The sequence below is a fragment of the Cellulosimicrobium cellulans genome (genome assembly GCF_016907755.1).
Lineage (GTDB): Bacteria > Actinomycetota > Actinomycetes > Actinomycetales > Cellulomonadaceae > Cellulosimicrobium > Cellulosimicrobium cellulans_D.
The window spans coordinates 1,122,018-1,143,930 of record NZ_JAFBCN010000001.1; the positions used below are offsets into that span (position 1 = coordinate 1,122,018).

The 21,913-nt window shown below is 75.2% G+C and carries 20 protein-coding genes and 2 riboswitches; of the genes, 16 read left to right on the forward strand and 4 right to left on the reverse strand.

Translation table 11 applies throughout. The annotated features are described in order from the left end of the window. Positions 1-91: 91 nt before the first annotated feature. The 13 genes from JOE63_RS04845 to JOE63_RS04905 all read left to right on the forward strand — a co-directional run bounded on the left by JOE63_RS04845 (position 92) and on the right by JOE63_RS04905 (position 16,274). On the forward strand, positions 92-1,114 hold the full coding sequence (locus JOE63_RS04845) for an ABC transporter substrate-binding protein (RefSeq protein ID WP_204539585.1): 1,023 nt from the start codon (positions 92-94) through the stop codon (positions 1,112-1,114). Between the two features lie 7 nt (positions 1,115-1,121). Continuing rightward, on the forward strand, positions 1,122-2,303 hold the full coding sequence (locus JOE63_RS04850; protein WP_204539588.1) for an FAD-dependent oxidoreductase: 1,182 nt from the start codon (positions 1,122-1,124) through the stop codon (positions 2,301-2,303). Then, the gene (locus JOE63_RS04855) at positions 2,300-3,238 is read left to right on the forward strand and encodes an NADPH-dependent oxidoreductase (protein ID WP_307839935.1); all 939 of its coding nucleotides are present in this window, start codon (positions 2,300-2,302) and stop codon (positions 3,236-3,238) included. The genes JOE63_RS04850 and JOE63_RS04855 overlap by 4 nt, the downstream gene beginning before the upstream one ends. A gap of 94 nt (positions 3,239-3,332) precedes the next feature. Beyond that, positions 3,333-4,580, forward strand: coding sequence for an LLM class flavin-dependent oxidoreductase (locus tag JOE63_RS04860; protein WP_087470973.1), 1,248 nt, complete (start codon positions 3,333-3,335; stop codon positions 4,578-4,580). 23 nt (positions 4,581-4,603) lie between these two features. Further along, positions 4,604-4,978 carry a rhodanese-like domain-containing protein gene (locus JOE63_RS04865; RefSeq protein WP_204539591.1) on the forward strand — a complete coding sequence of 125 codons (375 nt, stop codon included), beginning with the start codon at positions 4,604-4,606 and terminating at the stop codon, positions 4,976-4,978. 45 nt (positions 4,979-5,023) lie between these two features. After that, entirely contained in the window at positions 5,024-6,139 is a 1,116-nt protein-coding gene (locus tag JOE63_RS04870) for an LLM class flavin-dependent oxidoreductase (RefSeq protein ID WP_087470975.1), read from the forward strand. A 150-nt stretch (positions 6,140-6,289) separates the two neighbouring features. After that, positions 6,290-7,387, forward strand: coding sequence for an LLM class flavin-dependent oxidoreductase (locus JOE63_RS04875; protein WP_087470976.1), 1,098 nt, complete (start codon positions 6,290-6,292; stop codon positions 7,385-7,387). A gap of 173 nt (positions 7,388-7,560) precedes the next feature. Further along, positions 7,561-7,674, forward strand: a riboswitch (SAM riboswitch). A 104-nt stretch (positions 7,675-7,778) separates the two neighbouring features. Then, on the forward strand, positions 7,779-9,407 hold the full coding sequence (locus JOE63_RS04880; RefSeq protein WP_087470977.1) for an ABC transporter substrate-binding protein: 1,629 nt from the start codon (positions 7,779-7,781) through the stop codon (positions 9,405-9,407). Positions 9,408-9,481: 74 nt separating this feature from the next. Next, complete coding sequence (locus tag JOE63_RS04885) at positions 9,482-10,435, forward strand: ABC transporter permease (RefSeq protein WP_087470978.1); 954 nt, start codon at positions 9,482-9,484, stop codon at positions 10,433-10,435. Further along, a complete protein-coding gene (locus tag JOE63_RS04890) occupies positions 10,432-11,478 on the forward strand; it encodes an ABC transporter permease (RefSeq protein ID WP_204539594.1) in 1,047 nt (348 codons plus the stop codon). The genes JOE63_RS04885 and JOE63_RS04890 overlap by 4 nt, the downstream gene beginning before the upstream one ends. Next, positions 11,475-13,292 carry a dipeptide ABC transporter ATP-binding protein gene (locus JOE63_RS04895; RefSeq protein ID WP_087470980.1) on the forward strand — a complete coding sequence of 606 codons (1,818 nt, stop codon included), beginning with the start codon at positions 11,475-11,477 and terminating at the stop codon, positions 13,290-13,292. Before JOE63_RS04890 ends, JOE63_RS04895 begins: the two co-directional genes overlap by 4 nt. Further along, positions 13,289-14,710 carry a M20/M25/M40 family metallo-hydrolase gene (locus JOE63_RS04900; RefSeq protein WP_204539597.1) on the forward strand — a complete coding sequence of 474 codons (1,422 nt, stop codon included), beginning with the start codon at positions 13,289-13,291 and terminating at the stop codon, positions 14,708-14,710. Before JOE63_RS04895 ends, JOE63_RS04900 begins: the two co-directional genes overlap by 4 nt. Positions 14,711-14,735: 25 nt before the next feature. Then, the gene (locus JOE63_RS04905) at positions 14,736-16,274 is read left to right on the forward strand and encodes an MFS transporter (RefSeq protein ID WP_204539600.1); all 1,539 of its coding nucleotides are present in this window, start codon (positions 14,736-14,738) and stop codon (positions 16,272-16,274) included. Positions 16,275-16,350: 76 nt separating this feature from the next. Here the strand turns inward: JOE63_RS04905 and JOE63_RS04910 are convergent, their stop codons facing one another. Beyond that, positions 16,351-16,836, reverse strand: a complete 486-nt coding sequence (locus JOE63_RS04910; protein WP_204539603.1) for a Dps family protein — start codon at positions 16,834-16,836, stop codon at positions 16,351-16,353. 262 nt (positions 16,837-17,098) lie between these two features. On the opposite strand from JOE63_RS04910, the gene JOE63_RS04915 reads away from it, so the two are divergent. Together JOE63_RS04915 and JOE63_RS04920 are read left to right on the forward strand one after the other, a co-directional pair. Continuing rightward, a complete protein-coding gene (locus JOE63_RS04915) occupies positions 17,099-18,121 on the forward strand; it encodes an aldo/keto reductase (RefSeq protein ID WP_204539606.1) in 1,023 nt (340 codons plus the stop codon). Next, entirely contained in the window at positions 18,118-19,350 is a 1,233-nt protein-coding gene (locus tag JOE63_RS04920; protein WP_204539609.1) for an LLM class flavin-dependent oxidoreductase, read from the forward strand. Before JOE63_RS04915 ends, JOE63_RS04920 begins: the two co-directional genes overlap by 4 nt. Here JOE63_RS04920 and JOE63_RS04925 read toward each other — a convergent pair. Next, positions 19,324-19,833: a hypothetical protein gene (locus JOE63_RS04925; RefSeq protein ID WP_204539612.1), complete on the reverse strand. Its 510-nt coding sequence runs from the start codon at positions 19,831-19,833 to the stop codon at positions 19,324-19,326. The genes JOE63_RS04920 and JOE63_RS04925 overlap by 27 nt on opposite strands. 163 nt (positions 19,834-19,996) lie before the next feature. Between JOE63_RS04925 and JOE63_RS04930 the strand changes: the two genes are divergently transcribed. Further along, positions 19,997-20,401, forward strand: a complete 405-nt coding sequence (locus JOE63_RS04930) for a hypothetical protein (protein ID WP_239576623.1) — start codon at positions 19,997-19,999, stop codon at positions 20,399-20,401. Positions 20,402-20,498: 97 nt separating this feature from the next. Here JOE63_RS04930 and JOE63_RS04935 read toward each other — a convergent pair whose 3' ends face one another. Together JOE63_RS04935 and JOE63_RS04940 are read right to left on the reverse strand one after the other, a co-directional pair. Beyond that, entirely contained in the window at positions 20,499-21,068 is a 570-nt protein-coding gene (locus JOE63_RS04935; protein ID WP_204539615.1) for a flavin reductase family protein, read from the reverse strand. Further along, complete coding sequence (locus tag JOE63_RS04940; RefSeq protein WP_204539618.1) at positions 21,065-21,664, reverse strand: NADPH-dependent FMN reductase; 600 nt, start codon at positions 21,662-21,664, stop codon at positions 21,065-21,067. Before JOE63_RS04940 ends, JOE63_RS04935 begins: the two co-directional genes overlap by 4 nt. 20 nt (positions 21,665-21,684) lie before the next feature. Beyond that, a riboswitch (SAM riboswitch) is annotated at positions 21,685-21,818 on the reverse strand. Between the last annotated feature and the right edge of the window lie 95 nt (positions 21,819-21,913).

The window sequence follows — 21,913 nt, forward strand, 5'->3', positions numbered from 1 at the left end:
CGACGTCGTCACCCGCGACCGGCCGCCCGGCCGTCCCGCACACCCGCACTCCCTGCGTCGCCCGACGCACCACCCGAGAGGTAGGACACCCGTGACCGCAACGACCACCCGCGCCCGCGCCCCCCGCGCGCTCGCCGCCCTCGCCGTCGTGCCCCTGCTGGCGCTCGCGGCCTGCTCCGGGGTGAGCACCGAGGCCCCGGCCGCCGCGGACGAGGGCGCGGCGACCGAGGAGAGCACGACGTCCGTCTCGGACGCCCTCGACGTGAGCACGAGCCCGGACCAGGACCGCATCCGCACCACCGAGTCGGCCGAGGCGATCGCGCTCCTGCCGGACGCCTGGAAGGACAAGGACGAGCTCGTCGTCGCGATCTCCGCCGGCTCCGCGCCGCCGCTCGGCTTCCTCGCCGACGACGACGAGACGCCGATCGGCAACGAGACCGACATCGCGCAGCTCGTGGCCGACGCGCTCGGCAAGGACCTGCGCCTCGAGGTCAAGGCGTGGGCCGACTGGCCGCTGGCGCTCGGCTCGGGCGACGTCGACGCCGTGATCTCCAACGTCACCGTGACGGAGGAGCGCAAGGAGACCATCGACTTCTCCACGTACCGCAACGACGAGCTCGGCTGGCTCGTGGGCGCCGACTCCGACATCACGTCGATCACGAAGCGCGAGGACATCGCGGGCAAGGTCGTCGCCGTCGGCTCCGGGACCAACCAGGAGAAGATCGTGCTCGAGTGGGACCGCCTCAACCAGGAGGACGGCCTCGACCCCATCCAGGGCCCCGAGTACTACGAGCAGTTCTCCGACGTCCTGCTCGCGCTCCAGTCCGGGCGCATCGAGACGTACGTCGGCCCCAACGCGTCGCTCGCGTACCAGGCTGCGATCTCCCCGCAGGACTTCTCGGTCGTCGGCACGCTCAACGGCGGCTGGCCGGACACCGCGCAGATCGCCGTCGCGACGAAGAAGGGCAACGAGGTGGCCCCGGCCATCACCGCCGCGATCAACCACGCCGTCGAGGACGGCACGTACCTCGAGGTGCTCCAGCGGTGGGGCCTGGAGTCCGAGGCCGTCGAGGAGTCGCAGACCAACCCGCCCGGCCTCCCGAAGACGGAGTGACTCGCGCATGACCACCAGCACCCAGCACGTCGACCACCTCGTGGTCGGGGGTGGCGTGATGGGCTCGGCCGCCGCGTGGCAGCTCGCCCGGCGCGGGCGCGACGTCGTGCTGCTCGAGCGCTTCGCGCCCGGGCACGCGCACGGCGCCTCGCACGGCACGTCGCGCATCTACCGCACCACGTACGCCGAGCCCGAGTACCTCGACCTCGCGCAGGAGGCGCTCGGCCTGTGGCGCGAGGTCGAGGCGGAGACCGGGACCGAGCTGCTCGCCGTCACCGGCGGCGTGAGCCACGGGCGGCGCGACAGCGCCGCCGAGCGCCGCGCCGACGCGATCGGCGCCGCGTTCGCGGCCCGCGGGATCGAGCACGAGTGGCTCGACCCCGCGGCCGCGGCCGAGCGGTGGCCGGGGCTGCGGTTCGAGGGCCGGGTGCTGCACGAGGTCGCGACGGCCGGACGGCTGCACGCCGACCGCGCCGTCGCGGCCCTCCAGGGCGCGGCCGCCGCGAGCGGGGCCGACGTCCGCCACGAGGTCGCCGTCCGGCACGTCGAGCGCGTCCCCGAGGGCGTGCGCGTCGTGACCGACGGCGGCGACGTCGTCGCGCGGGTCGTCGTCGTGACCGTCGGCGCGTGGAGCGCCGGGCTCCTCGGCGGTCCGAGGGGCGGGCTGCTGGGCCAGGAGCTCCCGCTCGTCGTCACGCAGGAGCAGCCCGCGCACTTCGCGCTCGCCGCGGGCGCGTCGCCCGCGGGGTGGCCGGCGTTCACGCACGACGTCGGCCCGGGAACGGCCTGGCCGAGCGGCGTCTACGGCCTCGCGACCCCGGGCGAGGGCGTCAAGGTCGGCTTCCACGGGGTCGGCCCCGTCGTCGACCCCGACCGGCGCTCCTACCGGCCCGAGCCGGGCCAGCTCGCCGCGCTGCGCGACTACGTGCGCACGTGGCTGCCCGGGCTCGACCCCGACGCCTACGTCCCCGTGAGCTGCACCTACACCACGACACCGGACCACGACTTCGTGCTCGACCGCCGCGGCCCCGTCGTCGTGGGGGCCGGGTTCTCCGGCCACGGCTTCAAGTTCGCGCCGGCGGTCGGCCGCGTGCTCGCCGACCTCGCGACCACCCCCGACGACCTCCCCGCGGCCGACCGGTTCGCGCTCGCCCGCCTCGCCGCACTTCCCGAGAGGACCGCCTCGTGACGATCGCTCCCGCACCTGCCGCCGCGGACGCCCCGGCTCCGCCCGCAGACCCCGCGACGCTCGCCACGCCGCCCCACGACACCCACGGCTCCCGCGCTGCGGTCGCGGCGCGGTACGGCGTGGACCCCGGCTCCGTCGAGGACGTCGCGCCGGGCGCGACCGAGGGACTGGCACCCGCCGTGGTCCGTCCCGGCACCGTCCTCGCGACGCAGCTCGGTCACCGGACGGTGCGCCGCTACCGCACCGACCCGCTGGCCGACCACGTCGTCCCGACGCTCGTCGCCGCCGCGCAGTCCGCGCCGACGTCGTCGAACCTCCAGCTCTGGAGCGTCGTCGCCGTCACCGACCCCGCGCGCAAGGACCGGCTCGCGGCGCTCGCGGGCGACCAGGACCACGTACGCACCGCGCCGCTGCTGCTCGTGTGGCTCGCGGACGTCGCGCGGGCGCGCGCCCTCGGCGAGCGCCAGGGCGTCCGGCTCGAGGCCACCGACTACCTCGAGACGACCGTCGTGGCGTTCCTCGACGCCGCGCTCGCCGCGCAGAACGCCGTCGTCGCGGCCGAGTCCCTCGGCCTCGGCACCGTGTACATCGGCGCGCTGCGCAACCACCCCGCGCAGGTCGCGGCGGAGCTCGGCCTGCCCGAGGGCGTCGTGGCGGTCGTCGGGCTCGTGGTCGGCCACCCCGACCCCGCGGGCGGCGAGCGCGTCAAGCCGCGGCTGCCGCAGGCGGCGGTGCTGCACGCCGAGCGCTACCACGGCGACCAGGCGGAGCACGTCGCGGCGTACGAGGAGCGCATCGCGCCCTTCTACCGCGACGAGGGGCTCGACGGCGGCTGGCACGACCGCGTCGTCGACCGCCTGCGCGTCCCCGGCGCCCTCCGCGGGCGCGCCCACCTGCGACCCACGCTCGCCGCGCTCGGGTTCCCGTCCAAGTAACCCGGCATCCCGCGCGACCGCGTCGTCGGGAGCCGCCGCACCGCCACCGGTCGCCGCACCACCACCGGCCGCCGCACGACCACTGAAGGAAGCCATGTCGTCCCACCAGCACCCGCACCCGACCGCCGCTCCCGGCGGGCCGCGACCGGCGTCCGGCCGCGTCCCGCTGTCCGTCCTCGACCTCGCGATCGTGCCCGAGGGGGCGACGGGCCAGGACGCGGTGCGCCGCGCCGTCGGGCTCGCGCGCGACCTCGACCGGCTCGGCTACCACCGGGTCTGGTACGCCGAGCACCACCTGTCGCCCGGCGTCGGCTCCGCGTCGCCCGCCGTGCTCGCCGCGGCCGTCGCGGCCCGGACCGAGCGCATCCGCGTCGGCAGCGGCGCGGTGCTGCTCAGTACGACGAGCCCGCTCGTCGCCGCCGAGCAGTTCGGGACGATCGCCGCGCTGCACCCGGGCCGGGTCGACCTCGGGCTCGGGCGGGCCTTCACGCCGCCGAAGGGGACCGGCGGCTCCGACGGTCCGCTGCGGGCCGCGCGGTCCGTCCCGACCGGGCCGCGCGTCGTCGAGGGGCTCTACGTCCCCGGTGCGCCGCCGTCGAACCTCAACGACTCCGTGCTGCGTGAGCGGATCCTCGCGCAGAAGCGCATCGTCGGGGCGTCGCGCACGCCGGTCAGCTTCCGCGACGAGCTCGACCTCGTGCTCGGCCTGCGTGCCGGGACGTACCGCGACGAGCACGGGACGCCGTACGTGAGCCCGCCCGTCGAGGGCGCCGACTGGGACCTGTGGGTCCTCGCGTCGAGCCCCGGCGAGAGCGCGCGCGTCGCGGGCGAGCTCGGCCTGCCGATCGCCGCGAACTACCACGTGGCGCCGTCGGCGACGATCGACACGGTCGCCGCCTACCGCGAGGCGTTCCGTCCGGGCGTGCTCGACGAGCCGTACGTCGTCGTGTCCGCCGACGTGCTCGTCGCCGACACGATCGAGCGGGCGCGCGAGCTCGCGACGCCGTTCGCCGACTGGGTGCTCTCCATCCGCAGCGGCGCCGACGGCGCGATCGCCTACCCCGAGCCGGGCACCTCGCCCGCGTGGGAGGAGCGCCCGGAGGCCGAGCGAGCGCTCGTCGCCGACCGCGTCGACACGCGCATCGTCGGCGACCCGGAGACGGTCGTCCAGCGGCTCGAGACCCTGCGCCGCGCGACCGGCGCCGACGAGCTGCTCGTCACCACCGCGACCCACGACGCCGACGACGCACGCCGCTCGTTCGAGCTGCTCGCCGAGCACTGGTTCGCCGCCGGCTCCACCGCCACCACCGACGTCGTCCCTGCGCTCGCCACCACCCGCTGACGACCCACCTCGAAGGAGACACCATGACCACCCCGCCCCTCCAGACCGCGGCCGACGCCGCCACCAAGGTCGCCGACGGCGCCCTGCTGATCGACGTGCGCTCGGCGGGCGGCCGCGCCGCGCACGGCGAGATCCCCGGCGCGACGCTCGCCGACCGCCACGACCTCGACGCGCTGTTCGGCCCCGCCGACAACCCGGCGATCTCGCTCGACACGCCCGTCGTCGTCGTGTGCGGCTCGCCGAACGGCTCCGGACCCGTCGCCGCGGCGCTCGCCGAGCGCGGGTACACGAACGTCTCGCACGTCGACGGCGGGTTCCCGGCCTGGAAGGACGCCGGCCTCCCGGCGTCCGACCCGGTCGAGGCCCCCGCGGAGCCGACGACACCCGCCCGGTCCTGAGCCCACCGACCCCACCCGCACCACCACACCCCACGGAGAACCCTCATGCCCGTCGAGTTCCTCGGCATCGCCACGACCAACGACGCCTCGGAGACCACCGAGCGCACGACCGCCGCGTTCGACCCCGCCTACCTCGAACGCATCGTCCGCGCGCACGAGGACAACGGCTGGACGCGCGTCCTCTTCGCCTACGGCTCCTCCGGTCCCGAGCCGGCCGCCCTCGCCGCGTACACCGCGGCACGCCTGCAGTCGATCGAGCTGCTGCTCGCGCACCGCCCCAACGTGTCCTACCCGACCTACGCCGCCAAGACGTTCGCCACGCTCGACCAGCTCTCCGGCGGGCGCCTGTCCGTCCACTTCATCACGGGCGGCAACGACCACGAGCAGGGCCGTGAGGGTGACACGCTCACCAAGGACGAGCGGTACGCGCGCACCCACGAGTACATCCAGATCGTCAAGCAGGCCTGGGCGAGCGCCGAGCCGTTCGACCACCACGGCCCGTTCTACGACTTCGACGACTTCGTCCTCGACGCCAAGCCGTTCGAGGGACGCACCCCGACCATCTCGTTCGGCGGGTCGTCCGACGCCGCGTTCCGCGTCGGCGCGGCCGAGGCCGACATCTACGCCGTCTGGGGCGAGCCCCTCGACCGCACCGCCGAGCAGATCGCGCGCGTGCACGCCGAGGCCGCCGCCGCGGGCCGCGCGACGCCGCCCCGCATCCACGCCGCGTTCCGGCCGATCGTCGCGCCGACCGAGGAGCTCGCCTGGGAGAAGGCGCACCGCGTCCTCGACCGGATCGAGGCGCGCAAGGCCGCCGCGGGCGGGCAGCTCAGCCGTCGGCACCCGATCGACAAGCCCGAGAACGCCGGGTCGCAGCGACTCCTCGAGATCGCCGCCCAGGGCGAGCGCTTCGACACCGCCCTGTGGACCGCGACGGCCAAGGCCACCGGCGGCGCCGGCAACTCCAACGCGCTCGTCGGCACGCCCGAGCAGGTCGCCGAGGCCCTCCTCGCGTACTACGACCTCGGCGTCCGCGTCATCTCCGCCCGCGGCTACGACCTGCTCGACGACGCGATCGACTTCGGCCGCTACGTCATCCCGATCGTCCGCGAGGAGGTCGCGAAGCGCGACGCCGCGACCGCGGAGGCCGCAGCGGCCTGACGGTCCGCGACCGAGATCGGCAGAGAAGGACGAGGTCGGCAGCCCCGGCCGAGATCGGCACGTGCACGTGCCGACCTCGACCGGCGCTGCCGATCTCGGTGGCGCGCCCGCCCGGCCCGACCACGAACGACGACAGCAAGGAGCAGGACCGTGCGGTTCCAGGTACTCGACATCGTGTTCAACCCGCCCCATCCGGTGACCGGGGAGGCGGTCGCGCCGTCCGACCGGTTGAACCGGGTCGTGGAGACGGCGGTGCTGGCGGAGGAGCTCGGGTTCGACTCGTTCGCGGTGGGGGAGCGGCACGCGGGGGAGGTGCTGTCGTCGGCACCGACGGTGATCCTCGGGGCGGTCGCGGCGCGGACGTCGCGGATCCTCCTGAGCACCGGCGTGACGGTGCTGTCGCTGCTCGACCCGATCCGCGTCGCCGAGGACCTCGCGACGGTGGACCAGCTCAGCCGCGGGCGGCTGGAGATCGTCATCGGCAAGGGCAACGAGGTGCTCCAGTACCCGCTGCTGGGGCTGGACATCGACAAGCAGTACGAGTACCTCCAGGAGAACTACGAGCTCCTGCGGCTGCTGCTGTCCGAGGAGGACGTGAGCTGGACCGGGCGGCACCGGCACGCGCTGGAGCACGCGACGACGCTGCCGCGTCCGTTCGCGGGGCCGTTCCGCATCTGGCACGGGTCGGCGACGTCGCGCTTCGCGGTGGAGCTCGCGGCGCGGTACGGGGACCCGATCGTGAGCGCCAACGCGCTCCAGCCGCGCGAGAACTACCAGGTGCTCATCGACCGCTACCGCGAGCAGTACGCGGAACACGGGCACGACCCGGCGTACGGGTTCGTCGGGTCGGGCTCGGGCGGGCTGTTCCTCGCCGACACGACGGAGGAGGCGATCGAGCAGTACCGCCCGATCTACGAGGGCCAGGTCGCGGCCGCGGCACGCCGCGGCTACGGGCCCGACGCCGTCGGGAAGGCGCCGAGCTTCCGGACGGTCGAGGACGCCGTCGAGCGCGGCCCGGCGCTGGTGGGCTCGCCGGAGCGCGTGGCGGAGAAGATCCTCGACTACCACGCCTCCTACGGGCACGACCTCCAGTCCGTCTCGGTGAACCACCTGATCCCCGCCACGCAGCAGGAGGACGTCCTGCGCCGGTTCGCGGAGGAGGTGGTCCCCGTCGTGAGGGCCGAGGTGAAGACCGACCTGTGGGGCCCGGCCGACGCCCGCCGTGCGGCGGGCTTCACCGCTTCCTGACGCGGGCCCACGGGTTGTGGGCGGGAGATGGGCCCGGTTCCCGCGGCGGGACCGGGCCCATCTCATGCCCACAGCGAGTGGGGAGGCGCCGTTGCGGGAAACATCCGTCCGGCAGGCGGGACGCCCGTCTCGAAACTTGACTCAACCGGTCGAGATTGTCTTTCCTGCTCCCAGGTGACGAGCGTCAGCACGCAGGCCCGGCTCGCTGACCAGCAACCCTTCGACGTGACGGGGTGCTCCGGGAACGACCTGACCGCGCGGCTCCCGCCGCGCGGTAAGCACGGCACCCCGGTGGGTTCCCCCGCCGCACCGGCCCTCGGCCCGGCGCGGACGACCACCGGCGCCGGACGATCGCCGGTCCTCAGCCGGCACACGAGGAGAGCAGCACGACATGATCCCCACACCTCACCGACGCCGGTCCCTGACCGTCGCCGCGGCGGCCGCCGCGACGGGCCTCCTGCTCAGCGCGTGCGCGGGCGGCGGCTCCGGCGCGTCCGACGGCGACGGGTCGCCGAGCCCGTCCGGCGAGCCCGTGGCGGGCGGCGACCTGACCTTCGCGATCACGGTCGACTCGCACTGCATCGACCCGCAGCAGGTCGGCAACAACGACGCCATCGCCGCGGCCCGGCAGACCGTCGCGTCGCTCACGGCGCAGGACCCGGAGTCGGGCGAGATCCTGCCGTGGCTCGCGGAGAGCTGGGAGGTGAACGACGACGCGTCGAGCTACACCTTCCACCTGCGCGACGACGCGACCTACGCCGACGGCACGCCGATCGACGCCGAGTCGGTCAAGACCAACTTCGACGCGATCGTCGCCCTCGGTGCGACGGCGTCGCTCGGGTCGCAGTACCTCGTCGGCTACGAGGGCACGACGGTCACGGACCCGCAGACCCTCACGGTCGACTTCGCAGCGCCGAGCGCCCAGTTCCTCCAGGCCACCTCGACCTTCTCGCTCGGCCTCCTCGCGCCGTCGTCGGCCGACCTGAGCGTCGAGGACCGCTGCGCCGGCAAGTTCGTCGGCTCCGGCCCGTTCTCCGTGAAGTCCTACACGCAGGACCAGGAGATCGTGCTCGAGAAGGTCGCGGGCTACGCGTGGGGCTCGGAGGCCAACGACCACCAGGGCGAGGCCTACCTCGACACGGTGACGTTCAAGGTCATCCCCGAGGCGAGCGTGCGCAGCGGCAGCCTGGTCTCCGGTCAGATCGACGCCACGGCCGCGATCTCGACGGTCGACCTCCCGCAGTTCGACGGGAACGGGTTCTGGCTCGAGTACCGCGCCAACCCGGGCGTCGTGTTCAACCTCTTCCCCAACGAGTCGAGCCCGCTCGCGGGCGACGAGGCCGTGCGCACCGCGATCCTCAAGGGCATCGACCGCGAGCAGATCGCGGACACCGTGCTGAGCGAGCAGGACGAGCCGGCCACGAGCGTCCTGTCCCACTCGACGCCGCTCTACGAGAGCGTCGCGGACGAGCTCGCCTACGACCCGGAGGGCGCGAAGAAGATCCTCGACGACGCGGGCTGGGTCGAGGGCGCCGACGGCGTCCGGGAGAAGGACGGCCAGAAGCTCTCGACGACCGTGACGTTCTGGCAGGTGCCGGAGCCGCTCGAGCTGGTCCAGCAGCAGCTCGCGCAGATCGGCGTCGACCTCCAGCTCCAGCACGTGACCGTCGCGGAGTCGCAGGCGATCAAGGAGAGCGGCGACTTCGACTTCGACTACTACAACCTCACGCGCTCCGACCCGGACGTGCTGCGGACGATCTTCTCGGCCAACGCGCGCAACATCAACCAGCGCGACGCGGAGGAGGTCGACGACCTGCTCGACGCGTCGGCCGCGGCGACCGACCCGGCCGAGCGGCAGGAGCTCGTCACGGAGGCGTCGCGCCTCCTGGTCCAGAAGGGCCACGCGATCCCGGTCTACGAGCTGTCGACGACCATCGCGGCGGCCGACACGGTCCACGGCCTGACGTTCGAGGCGTCGTCGCGCCTCGACTTCTACGACGCCTGGGTCACCCAGGGCTGACCCGACGGGTCCGCCTGCCCGACGTCGCGGCGTCGGGCAGGCGGACCGTCTCCCCACGGAAGGAGGACCGACCCATGGGCCGGTACGTCCTGCGTCGCGCCGGGCAGGGGCTGTTCGTGCTCTGGGCGGCGTTCACGATCTCGTTCTTCGTCCTCTACCTGCTGCCCAGCGACCCGGCCGCGCTCATGGCGAGCGGCGGGGGCGAGGCGGACCAGGTGGACCCCGCGCTGCTCGACGCGCTCCGCGCGCAGTACGGCCTCGACCGGCCCGTGCTCGTGCAGTACGCCGACGCGCTGTGGCACGCGCTGCGCCTCGACTTCGGTACGTCGTACTCGTCGGGCGCGCCCGCGACCCAGCTCGTGCTCCAGGCGCTCCCCGAGACGCTCCGGCTCACGGCCGCGGCGCTCGTCCTCGCCGTCGTGGCAGGCGCCGGCATCGCGATCGCGAGCACGTTCCCGCGCGCGGCCTGGCTGCGCCACGCGCTCGCGTCGCTCCCTCCGCTCGGCGTCGCCCTGCCGCCGTTCTGGCTGGGCCTGCTGCTCCTGCAGTGGTTCTCCTTCCAGCTCCCGGTGTTCCCCGCGATCGGCAACGAGGGCGCGATCAGCCTCGTGCTGCCGGCGATCACGCTCGCCGTCCCGGCGAGCGCCGCGCTCGCCCAGGTGCTCGCGCGGAGCCTGCGCGGGACGCTCGGTGAGCCGTACGTCGAGACGGCGCGCGCCAAGGGCGCGAGCCGGGCGCGCGTGCACTTCGGCCACGCGCTGCGCAACGCCGCGATCCCCGCGCTGACCGTGCTCGGGGTCGTCGTGGGCGGGCTGCTCGGCGGCACGGTCGTCACGGAGACGGTGTTCTCGCGCGCGGGCCTGGGACGGCTCACGGTCACGTCGGTGGACGCGCAGGACATCCCCGTGGTGCAGGCGGTCGTCGTCCTCTCGGCGCTCGTGTTCGTGGTCGTCACGCTCGTGGTCGACCTGCTCTACCCCCTGCTCGACCCCCGGATCGACGCACGACAGAAGGCGGTGGCCGCATGAGCACCAGGCCGGGAGTGCGCATCGTGCTCCGGGACGAGGTCCGGGTCGTGGACCGTGCCGCGGTGGCCGACGCACCGCCGTCGGGCCAGCTCGTCCCCGACGCCCCGCCCGCCGACGCGCCCGAGGTGCGCACGCCCGAGGAGATCGAGGTCGCGGACCGCGAGGACGCGCGCGCGATCATCCGGTACGGGCGGGTCCGCGGCGCCGGCCCGGCGGGCCGGTGGCGCCGCGGGGTGCGATACGCCGCGCGGCGTCCCGGGCTGGTCGTCGCCGTGCTCGTCGTCCTGCTCGTCACGGCGTGGGCGGTCGTCCCGCAGCTCTTCACGTCGTACGACCCCCTGACGGGCGTGCCCGCGGACCGTCTGCAGCCGCCGTCGGGCGCGCACCTGTTCGGCACCGACCACCTGGGGCGCGACGTGTACGCGCGCGTCGTCCACGGCGCGTCGGCCTCGCTCAGCGCGACCGTCATCGCGGTCGCGGTCGGGCTCGTCGCCGGGTCGCTGCTCGGCCTGGTCGCGGGGTTCGTGCGCGGGTGGGTGGACGACGTCGTCGGGCGGTTCGTCGACGTGCTGCTCGCGATCCCGAGCATCCTGCTCTCGCTCGCGATCATCACGGCGCTCGGCTTCGGGACCGTCAAGGTCGCGATCGCCGTGGGCATCACGAGCGTCGCGACGTTCGCGCGCGTCATGCGGGCCGAGGTCCTGCGGACCTCGACGTCGGTGTACGTCGAGGCGGCCCGCGCGTCGGGCGTGCGCTGGTACGGCGTGCTCGGGCGCCACGTGCTGCCCAACTCGACGGGACCGGTGCTCGCGCTCGTCGCGCTCGAGCTCGGGACCGCCGTGCTCGCGATCTCGGCGCTGAGCTTCCTCGGCTACGGGACGCCGCCGCCCGCGCCCGAGTGGGGGTCGCTCGTCTCGGGCGGGCGCGACTACCTGGCCACCGCGTGGTGGCTCACGACCATGCCGGGCCTCGTGATCGTCGCCGTCGTGCTGTCGGCGAACCGCATCGCGCGGGCCCTGGAACGGACCGGAGGGGACGCATGACCGCCACGACGCCGACCACCCAGGAACGTCCCGGCACGACGCCGGACGAGGTGCCCGCGCTCGAGATCCGCGGGCTCGAGGTCGCCTACCGCACGCGCGACGGCGGCTCGTACGCGGCGGTCCGCGGCGTCGACCTCACGGTCGGGGCGGGCGAGGTCGTGGCGCTCGTGGGCGAGTCCGGGTCGGGCAAGAGCACGACGGCCCACGCGGCGCTGCACCTGCTGTCGCGCGGGGGAGCGGTGACGGGCGGGACCATCCGGCTCGGCGGACGCGACGTCGGCGACCTCTCCGAGAAGGAGTGGCAGCAGGTGCGCGGCCGCGACGTCGGCCTCGTGCCGCAGGACCCGACGGTCTCGCTCAACCCCGTCACGCGCGTGGGCGACCAGGTCGCGGAGGTGCTCGTCATCCACGGGCTCGCGCGGCGCAAGGAGGCACGCGAGCGGGCGGTCGAGCTGCTGCGGCAGGCCGGGATCGACGACCCGGAGGCCCGTGCGCGGCAGTACCCGTCGCAGCTCTCCGGCGGGATGCGCCAGCGCGTGCTCATCGCGATCGCCGTCGCGGCCCGGCCGCGCCTCGTCGTCGCCGACGAGCCGACGAGCGCGCTCGACGTGACCGTCCAGCGCCGCATCCTCGACCACCTCGACGGCCTCGTGCGCGACCTCGGCACCGCCGTCCTGCTCATCACGCACGACCTCGGCGTCGCGGCGGACCGCGCCGACCGGATCGTCGTCCTGGAGCGCGGGGTCGTCGTCGAGGAGGGCACGGCCGACCAGGTGCTGCACGACCCGCGCCACCCGTACACCCAGCAGCTCATCGCGGCCGCGCCGAGCCTCGCGAGCTCGCGCCTCGTCGCGGGCAGCACCCCGGAGGCGGTGCCGGGCGACGGCATCGTCCCGGGCGCCGAGGCGAGCCGCGCCGCGGTCGCGAGCCGCGCGGCCGATCAGCGGCTCGCGGTGCCCGACGGCGGCGGTCCGGACACCGCGAGCACGCCCGTCCTCGCGGTGCGGGACCTGCGCAAGGAGTTCACGCTGCCGCGGGGCGCCGCGCACCGGACGCTCGTCGCGGTGGACGGCGTGAACCTCGCCGTCGGGCGGGGCGAGACGTACGCGCTCGTGGGGGAGTCCGGCTCCGGCAAGAGCACGACGGCGCGGCTCGCCCTGCGCCTCGAGCGCCCCACCGCGGGCACGGTCGAGTTCGCCGGCGAGGACATCACGACGGCGCGCGGCGAGCGGCTGCGGTCGCTGCGCCGCGGCTTCCAGGTGGTCTACCAGTCCCCGTACGCGTCGCTCGACCCGCGGTTCACCGTCGAGCAGATCGTCACCGAGCCGCTCCGGGCGTACCGGGTCGGGTCGCCGTCCGAGCGGGCAGACCGGGCACGTGCGCTCGTCGAGGACGTCGCGCTCCCGCCGGACGTGCTCCGGCGGGGACCGCGCGAGCTCTCGGGCGGCCAGCGGCAGCGCGTCGCCATCGCGCGGGCGCTCGCCCTGAACCCGGCGCTCGTCGTGCTCGACGAGCCCGTCTCGGCGCTCGACGTGTCCGTGCAGGCCCAGATCCTCGAGCTGCTCGTGCGGCTCCAGGCCGAGCACGGACTCGCGTACCTGTTCATCTCGCACGACCTCGCAGTCGTGCGGCAGGTGTCCGACCACGTCGGCGTCATGCACCGCGGGCGCGTCGTCGAGCAGGGGGCGGCCGAGCAGATCCTGCTCGACCCGCAGGAGGAGTACACGCGCGAGCTCGTGGCGGCCATCCCCGGCCGACGCGCGCTCCAGGACGCGTCCCGGGCGTCGTCCACGACCGCAAGGAGCGCACGATGACCGTCGCCGCCGCACGACCGGCAGCACCCGGTGCCCGGCCCGGAACCAGGCCGACGCCCGGGCCGCGCGTGCTCGCGGACCCGGCCCCCGCGCCGTCGCGCACCGAGCTCGCGGGCCGCACGACCGAGCTGCTCCAGGCGATGATCCGCAACGCGTGCGTCAACGACGGCACCGTCGGCTCGGGGCACGAGGCGCGCAACGCGCGCGCCGTCGCGGACGCGCTCGACGGCCTCGAGCTCGAGGTCGAGTGGGTCGAGCCGCGCCCCGGCCGCACGTCGCTCGTCGCGCGCCTGCGCGGCACCGACCCCGACGCCCCGTCGCTCGCGCTCGTCGGGCACACCGACGTCGTCCCCGTCGAGCCGGAGGGGTGGACGCGCGACCCTTTCGGCGGCGAGCTCGTCGACGGCTGGGTGTGGGGCCGGGGCGCGATCGACATGCTGGGACTCACGTCCGCGTTCACGGTCGTCACGCGCGCGGTCGCGGAGAGCGGGCGGCGGCTGCGCGGCGACCTCGTGCTCGCCGCCGTGGCCGACGAGGAGCACGGCAGCACGTGGGGCGTCGACTGGATCACGCAGCACCGCTACGACCTCGTGGACGTCGACGCGGTCCTCACGGAGTCGGGCGGGGTCCCGCTGGGGTCTCGCGGGAGCCGCACGATCGCGGTCGGGGAGAAGGGCGGCGCCGGGCGCCGGCTGCGGGTCGTCGGGCGGCCCGGGCACGGGTCGGGGCCGTACGGGTCGCTCAACGCGATCGTGCTCGCAGCCGAGGCCGTGCGGCGGATCACCGCGCACCGCGGGCCGGTCGTCATCGGCGACCTGTGGCGCCGCTACGTCGACGCGCTCGACCTCGCGCCCGACGTGCGGGCCGCGCTGCTCGACCCCGCGCGGCTCGACGACGCGCTCCCCGAGCTCGGCGCGCTCGCGTCCGTCGCGCACGCCACGACGCACACGACCGTCGCGCCGACCGTGCTGCACGCCGGGTCGAAGCCCAACGTCATCCCCGGGCTCGCCGAGGTCACGCTCGACATCCGCGTGCTTCCCGGCGCGACCCCGCAGGACGTGGCCGACCTGCTCGACGACGCCCTCGGCGACCTGCGCGCGCACGTGCACGTCGAGGGGAACTGGTTCGGCGAGGCGTCGCAGTCGCCCACCGACGGCGCGGCGTACGCGGCGATCGAGCGGGCCGTGCGCGCGCACGCGGGCGCCGACGTCGTGCCGGTCCTCGGGACCGGCGGCACGGACGGGCGCTTCTTCCGCCGCCGCGGCGTGCCGGCCTACGGGTTCGGCCTGCTCAGCGAGCAGTGGGACCCGGGGGTGTTCCGTTCCCTGTTCCACGGGAACGACGAGCGCGTCGACGTCGAGTCGCTGGGTCTCACCGCCACCGCGCTGCACGACGTCGTGACGAGCTACCTCGGGTGAGCGGTCGTCCGGGTGACGGCCTGCCGTGGCGGTGACGACGGACGGCCGGGCGTCGCGGGCCGTGCTGCGGGTCTGTCTCGCGACCGGGTTCGTCACGCTGCTCGACTCCGCCATCCTCACCGTCGCGGCGCCGGCGCTGCGGGCCGAGCTCGGCGCGACGACCGCGCAGCTCCAGTGGATCCTCGCCGGGTACTCGCTGACCTTCGGCCTCGCGCTCGTCCCGGCGGGCCGCCTCGGCGACCGGCTCGGGCGCGGTGGCCCGCTGGCCGTCGGTCTCGCCCTGTTCGCCGTGGGGAGCCTCGTCGGCGCGACGGCGTCGGACGCCGACGTGCTCGTCGCCGCGCGACTGCTCCAGGGAGTCGGCGCGGGGACCGCGAACCCGCAGGTCATCGGCCTGCTCCAGGACCACTACGCCGGGCCCGCCCGCGCGCGTGCGCTCGGGGCGTACGCCTCGACGGGCGCGTTCGCGATGGTCGTGTCCCCGCTCGTCGGCGGCGGGATCCTGTCCGTCCTCGGTCCGGCGGCGGGGTGGCGCGCCGCCGTCGGGCTCGCCGCGCCCCTGGGGCTCGCCGTGGCCGTCGTCGCCCTGCGCGTGCTGCGTCGCGGCTCGACGCGAGCGGCTGGCCCGACCCCGCCCGGCGCGCCCGGTCGCGACGGCGGTGCCGGGGGCGGCCGGGCAGCAGGCCGTCCGGCCGGCGAGGGCCTGCCCGCGAGCCGCGCCCGCGGCGGTCGCGTCGGTGGCGGGTTCGACGCCGTCGGGCTGGTGCTCGTGTCGCTCGTGACGCTCGGGCTGCTCGTCCCGTTCGTCGCCGAGGGGCCGCGAGCCGTCGTGCTGCCGCTGTCGCTCGGGGTGCTCGTGGCCGCCGTCGGGGCGCTCGTCGTGTGGGAGCCGCGCTACGCACGGCGCGGCCGGACACCGGTTCTCGCGCCCGTCCTCCTGCGTTCCCCGACCTACGTGCTGGGCTGCGTCGTCGCGGCGTTCAGCTTCGGTGCCGCGCTCGGGTACTCCGCCGTCCTCATGCTGTTCCTCCAGGACGGCGCGGGCCTCAGCCCGGTCCAGGCAGGCCTGGTCACGACGCCGGGCGCGATCGCCTCGGTCGTGGCGGCGAACCTCTCGTGGCGGCTGTTCCGCCGGTTCGGCCGCCGCGGCGTGACCGTGGCCGTCGGCGCGAAGGCGCTCGTGGCCGGGGGGACGGCGCTGGCCGTCGCCGTCGCGCCCACGTCGGCCGTGGTCGCCGCGCTCGTCGTCTCCCAGGTGCTCACGGGCGTCGTCGCGGGGCTCACGATCTCGCCCAACCAGACGCTCACGCTCGAGGGTGCCCCGGGCACGGAGCGCGGTGTCGCCGGCGCGGCGCTCCAGCTCGTGCAGCGCGTCGCCGCGACGGTCTGCATCGCCGCGATGACGGGCACGTTCGTGGCCCGGACCGGCAGCGCGGTCCCGGGCGTCCTCGACGCCCACCGCGACGGGCTCGTCGTCGTGAGCGCCGCCGTCGCGGCACTGGCGCTGGCCGCCTGGGCGGCGTCCCTGCTCGACGAACGGCTCGCCCGCCCCGCCGCGAGGTAGAGCCGCAGGTCGCGAGGTAGAACACCAGGGGTTCTACCTCGCGACCTGCGGCTCTACCTCGTGAGGCCGGGCGGGATCAGGCCTCGCGGTTCTCCGAGGAGAGGAACCAGGCCTGCTTCTCCAGGTCGGCGATGATCTCGTGCAGGATGTCGGCGCTCGTCGGGTCCTCGGCGTCGACGCCGTCGTGCACCTCGCGCACGACCTCGACCGTCTGGGCGAGGCGCTCGACGATGGCGTCGACCGTGTCGCCGACGGAGACGAGGCCCGCCGGGTACGGCGAGAGGTCGGTCGTCGTCGCGACGGTCTCGGTGCGGCCGTCGGGCACGACCTGGAGCGCGCGCATGCGCTCGGCGACCGTGTCGCTGTGCTCGCGCGCGACGTCCACGACCTCGTCGAGCTGGAGGTGCAGGTCGCGGAACCCGCGGCCCGTGACGTTCCAGTGGGCCTGCTTGCCCTGGACGTGCAGGTCGACGAGCGCGACGAGCACGCGCTGCAGGTGGGAGCGGAGCGCCTCCGACGCCTCGAAGCGGGTGGTGGCGCGGTGGATGGTGGGTGCGGACATGGTGCTCCTCGCTCTCTCGGGGGTCTCCCGGAACGTGCGGCGGTCACCCGGCTTCCGTCGGTGCCGACTCGTGACTCGTTCTCTTGAACGATTCCAGACTAGGTACCATTCCCCGTCCCCGCCAGCAAGGACAGGCGTGCCTGACCTGCGCCGACACGTGTCGGCGGGCACCGCGGCGGCGGGGCGCGTCACGTTCTCTCGCCAGGTGAGAGGACCGGCCCTCGCTCTTGCCGCGGGGCGCTCGCGGTGGTCCGCTGGCGGCATGACCGACGACCTCGCCCCCGCCCCGCACCTCCTCCCGCCGCGCACGCTCGGCTCCGGGGACGCCGCCCTCACCGTCTCGGCCGTCGGGTTCGGCGGCATGTCCGTCACGGACGCCTATGGACCGGCGGACGCCGTCGAGGCGGAGGCCGTGCTGCGCCGGGCGCTCGAGCTCGGGGCCACGCTCATCGACACGGCCGACGTCTACGGGCACGGCCGCAACGAGGAGCTCATCGGCCGGGTGCTCGGAGCCCACCGCGACCAGATCGTCCTCGCGTCGAAGTTCGGGCTTCCCCCGGTCGGCGGCCACCCCGACGGCCGCCGCGTCGACGGGCGCCCCGAGTACGTGCGTGCCGCGATCGACGCGAGCCTGCGCCGCCTCGGTACCGACCGGCTCGACCTGTACTACCTGCACCGCATCGACCCGCAGGTCCCGATCGAGGAGACGGTCGGGGCGCTCGCCGAGCTGGTCGAGGCGGGCAAGGTCCGGACGATCGGGCTCTCGGAGCCGTCGGCGGCCACCGTGCGCCGCGCGCACGCCGTCCACCCGGTCACGGCCGTGCAGAGCGAGTACTCGCTGTGGACGCGCGACCCGGAGGACGAGGTCCTGCCGACGCTGCGCGAGCTCGGTGTCGGGTTCGTCCCGTTCTCGCCGCTCGGTCGCGGCATCCTCACGGGCACCGTCGACGCGACGGACGGCTTCGCCGCGGACGACGTGCGCCGCTCCCACGCCCGCTACGCGGGCGAGGCGTTCGAGCACAACCGCGGCCTGGTCCGGTCTCTCGAGCAGCTCGCGGCCGAGCGCAGCGTCACGACGGCGCAGCTCGCCCTCGCGTGGCTCCTCGCCCAGGGTGACGACATCGTCCCGATCCCCGGTACGAAGCGCCTCGCGTACCTGGAGCAGAACGTCGCGGCCGCCTCGATCGCGCTCACCCCGGACGACGTCGCGGCGATCGGAGCGGCCATCCCGCGCGGGGCCGTGCAGGGCGTCCGTCACCCGCAGCCAGACCTGCTCGCGGGATGAGCACCGACGCAGCGGCCGTGCCCGCGACACCCGCGCCCCCGCCCGACGAGGCGGCCGCCCGCCGCCCGCTCGCGGTCCACTGGTTCCTGCCGACGTCGGGCGACGCACGCGGGATCGTGGACGGCGCGCACGCGAAGGACACTCCCGGCCGGGCGACCGGGTTCCGCGCGCCGTCGCTCGACTACCTGGAGCAGGTCGCGGTCGCTGCCGACCGCCTCGGCTACGAGGGCGTGCTCACACCGACGGGCACGTGGTGCGAGGACGCGTGGCTCGTCACGTCCGCGCTGATCCGCAGCACGGAGCGGCTGAAGTTCCTCGTCGCGTTCCGCCCGGGCCTCGTCTCGCCGACGCTCGCGGCGCAGATGGCCGCGACGTTCCAGCGCCTGTCCGGTGGGCGGCTGCTCCTCAACGTCGTCACGGGCGGCGACGAGAACGAGATGCGCCGGTTCGGCGACTGGCTCGAGCACGACGAGCGGTACGACCGCACGCGCGAGTTCCTCGAGGTCGTGCGCGGCGTGTGGGACGAGGCGCCGCTCTCGTACGAGGGCACGCACTACCGGATCGCCGACGCCCGGACGTCCGCGCCGCCGGACCCGCGCCCCGAGATCTTCTTCGGCGGATCGTCGGAGGCCGCGTTGCCCGTCGCGGCGGCCCAGGCCGACGTCTACCTCACGTGGGGCGAGCCGCCCGCGCAGGCGCGCGAGAAGATCGAGCGCGTGCGCGAGCTCGCCGCCGCACAGGGGCGCACGATCCGCTGCGGGGTGCGCCTGCACGTCATCACGCGCGACCGGTCGGCCGACGCGTGGGACGTCGCGCAGCGGTTCCTCGACGACCTCACGCCCGAGCAGATCGCGGGCGCCCAGCGGCTCCTCGGCTCGTCCGGGTCGGTCGGGCAGCAGCGCATGGTCGCGCTCCACGGCGGCGGCGACCTCGCGGCCACCCGGCGCGCGCGGGACCTCGAGATCCACCCCGGGCTGTGGGCAGGCGTCGGGCTCGTGCGCGGCGGAGCCGGGACGGCGCTGGTCGGCAGCCACGAAGAGGTCGCCGACCTGGTCGAGGAGTACCGCGCGGCCGGGTTCGACGAGCTCGTCCTCTCGGGCTACCCGCACCTCGAGGAGGCGTACTGGTTCGCGGAGGGCGTGCGCCCGCTCCTCGACGCGCGTGGTCTCACCGCTCCCGCCACGCGCACCGGCGGCACCGCGTCACGCACCCATGCCGTGCCGTTCTGAGCCGGTTGCCGGCCCCGTCGGCGAGGTCCGCGCGACGCCGTCGGGTGCGCCCGGACGGCGCGCCCGGACGCCGACGAGCGCCAGGACGAGCTGGGCGACCCAGAGCAGCAGGACCGCGGGGGCGACGACGGCGCTCGCGGCCTCCGCGGCGGCGTACCCCGCAGGAACGGGGACGTCCACCGGCACCGGCTGGGTGAATGCCAGGAGGAAGCCGACGGGGAGCGCCGCGACCCACAGGGCCAGGGTCACGACGGCGTAGGGGAGCGGGACGTCGTCGGCGGTCCGCATGCGCCCGACCCACGTCCCCAGCACGGGGGCGAGGGCGAACAAGCCCGCGACGGGGATCGCCGCCACGACGAACCCCGCCAGGAGCAGGCCGCCCCCCGCTGCTGCGGCCCCTGCCACGAGGCAGAGCGGGAGGACGAGCGCGGCCCAGAGCTGGCCGCGGAACGCGATCGTCCGCAACCGTCGTGCTGTCGCCACCGGTCGCCCCCTCGTCGCCCTGACCCGCGTCGTCGCGAGCCGTCGTCGGCATCGTACGGCGGCGCCGTCGTCCGGGGGATGGTGCGCGCGACCCATGGCTCGCGGCGGCGTGCGGACCTAGACTGGAGGTGTCCTGTGGTCTCTCGCGCAGAGGTCGGCTCCGATGTCGTGGCTGCTGATGGTCTGGTGCGCGACGGCGTGCACGGTCGCCGCCGTGTGGTGGGTGCTGCGCCGCGCCGGCCGACCCCCGAGCCACCGGACGACCAGCCGGCCGCACCTGCTGCGGCGCCGCCCGCCGGCCCCCGACCCGCTCGCGACGCTCGCGCTCCAGGTCCGGCTGAGCGAGCTCGCGGCGGAGATGCGGCGCATCGAGGCGGACCCGGACGTCTACGCCCGCGCCCACCACTACCTCGCGGTCCAGGGCGCCTACGACGCGCTGCTGCGGGAGGCGTGCCGGCTCACCGGGCTCTCGGTCGAGGACGCGCCGCTGCGGGCCGGGTTCCGCACGGGCGACGACGAGCGGTTCCGCGAGGAGCTCGAGCTGAGCGCGCGCGGCTGGAGCTGGTGACCGGTCCACCCGTGCGGGGCGGCGCGGGACGGGCGAGGGGCCCGACGGCGGTGCGTCCGCCGTGGGGCCCCTCGCCCGTGGTGCCTGTCGCGTGCGGTCAGAGCGCCGAGTGGTCCCCGATCCGGTGGTAGGTGCGGTCGTGGTAGACGAGGGGCGACGCCGTGTCGGTCGCCCCGCGCAGCGGGCCGGTGTCCGTGCCGACGCTCGACGCGAGCGCCCGCAGCGAGACGAGGTAGGAGTCGCCCACCGGCGTGCGCTGGACCACGCGGCCCCGGACCCACGAGAGGGCCCCGTCGATGACGGGTTCCCCGGTGCCGAGGCGCGACCAGCCGCCGTCGGCGAACCGGTCGATGCCGCTCGTCGCGAAGCGTGCCGAGACGTCGTCCTGATGGTCGGCGAGGAAGCTCACCGTGAGCGTGCGCGCCGCGGAGACCGCGGGCCACGACGACGACGTCGACGCGAGCGAGAACGCGAGCAGCGGGGGCGCGGCCGAGACGGAGATGACCGACGTCGCGGTGAACCCGACGAGGCGGCCGTCGTGCTCGAGCGCGATCACGGCGACCCCGGCGGGGTGGCCGCGGAACACGGACTTGTACTCGTCGGGGGAGAGCTGCGGCTCGTCCTGCTCCGCCAGGAGGGCCTCCAGGTGGGTGAGCTCGGCGGTCATCGGGCCACCCCCGCGAAGGCGTCGGTGACGGCCTGGTCGCGGTCGTCGCCGGGCAGCGGGTCGTGCGTGGCTAGCGGGGTCGTGGCGCGGCGCAGGGCCTCGCCCTCGCGCGCGACCCAGGTCTCGACGACCGGCGCGAGGTCCGCGAGCTGCGCCTCCGTGACGGTGAGCGAGCGGGTCGGGACGACGGCCCCGAGCTCGACGAGCACGGGCCGCAGGTGCACCTCGCCGACGAGCGCGTGGGCGGGGTTGCCGGACACGACGAGCGGCACGACGACGACGCCCGCGAGCCCGTCCGGGCCGTAGAGGTCGAGGAACGCCTTGAGGAGCCCGGTGTACGAGGCCTTGTAGACCGGCGTCGCCACGACGGCCACGGTCGTCGCGGCCAGCCGGTCGCGGGCGGCGTCCGCGGTGGGGTGCTTGGGGCCGAGGATCTCGCTGCCGAACGCGGCGAGGTCGATCGTCGAGACGTCGGTCGTGCCGAGGAGGGCGGCGACGCGGTGCGCCACGGTCTCGGCGGCCCCCAGCGTCCGCGAGCCGGGTCGCGGGTTGCCGGAGACGGCGAGGACCGTCGGGGAGAGGGAGCGGTGGGTCATGTGTACCTCGCAGTAGTCGTCGATCACGCTTGCCGTGCGGCCGTCCCGCGGGTGCGGGGCCGGTCGCGCGCGGCCTGGTCATCTCCCGGAGCACCCCGCCGTGACAGGGGGTTGCCGACCAGCGAGCCGGGGCTTGGCGCTGGTGCTCGTGACCTGGGGACGGGTATAGCAACGGCTCCACGAAAACCGCACCAGATCGATCGGGTTTCTCAGTGGGTGGACGGTTGTGTCGTCCCCGACCCCGCGTCG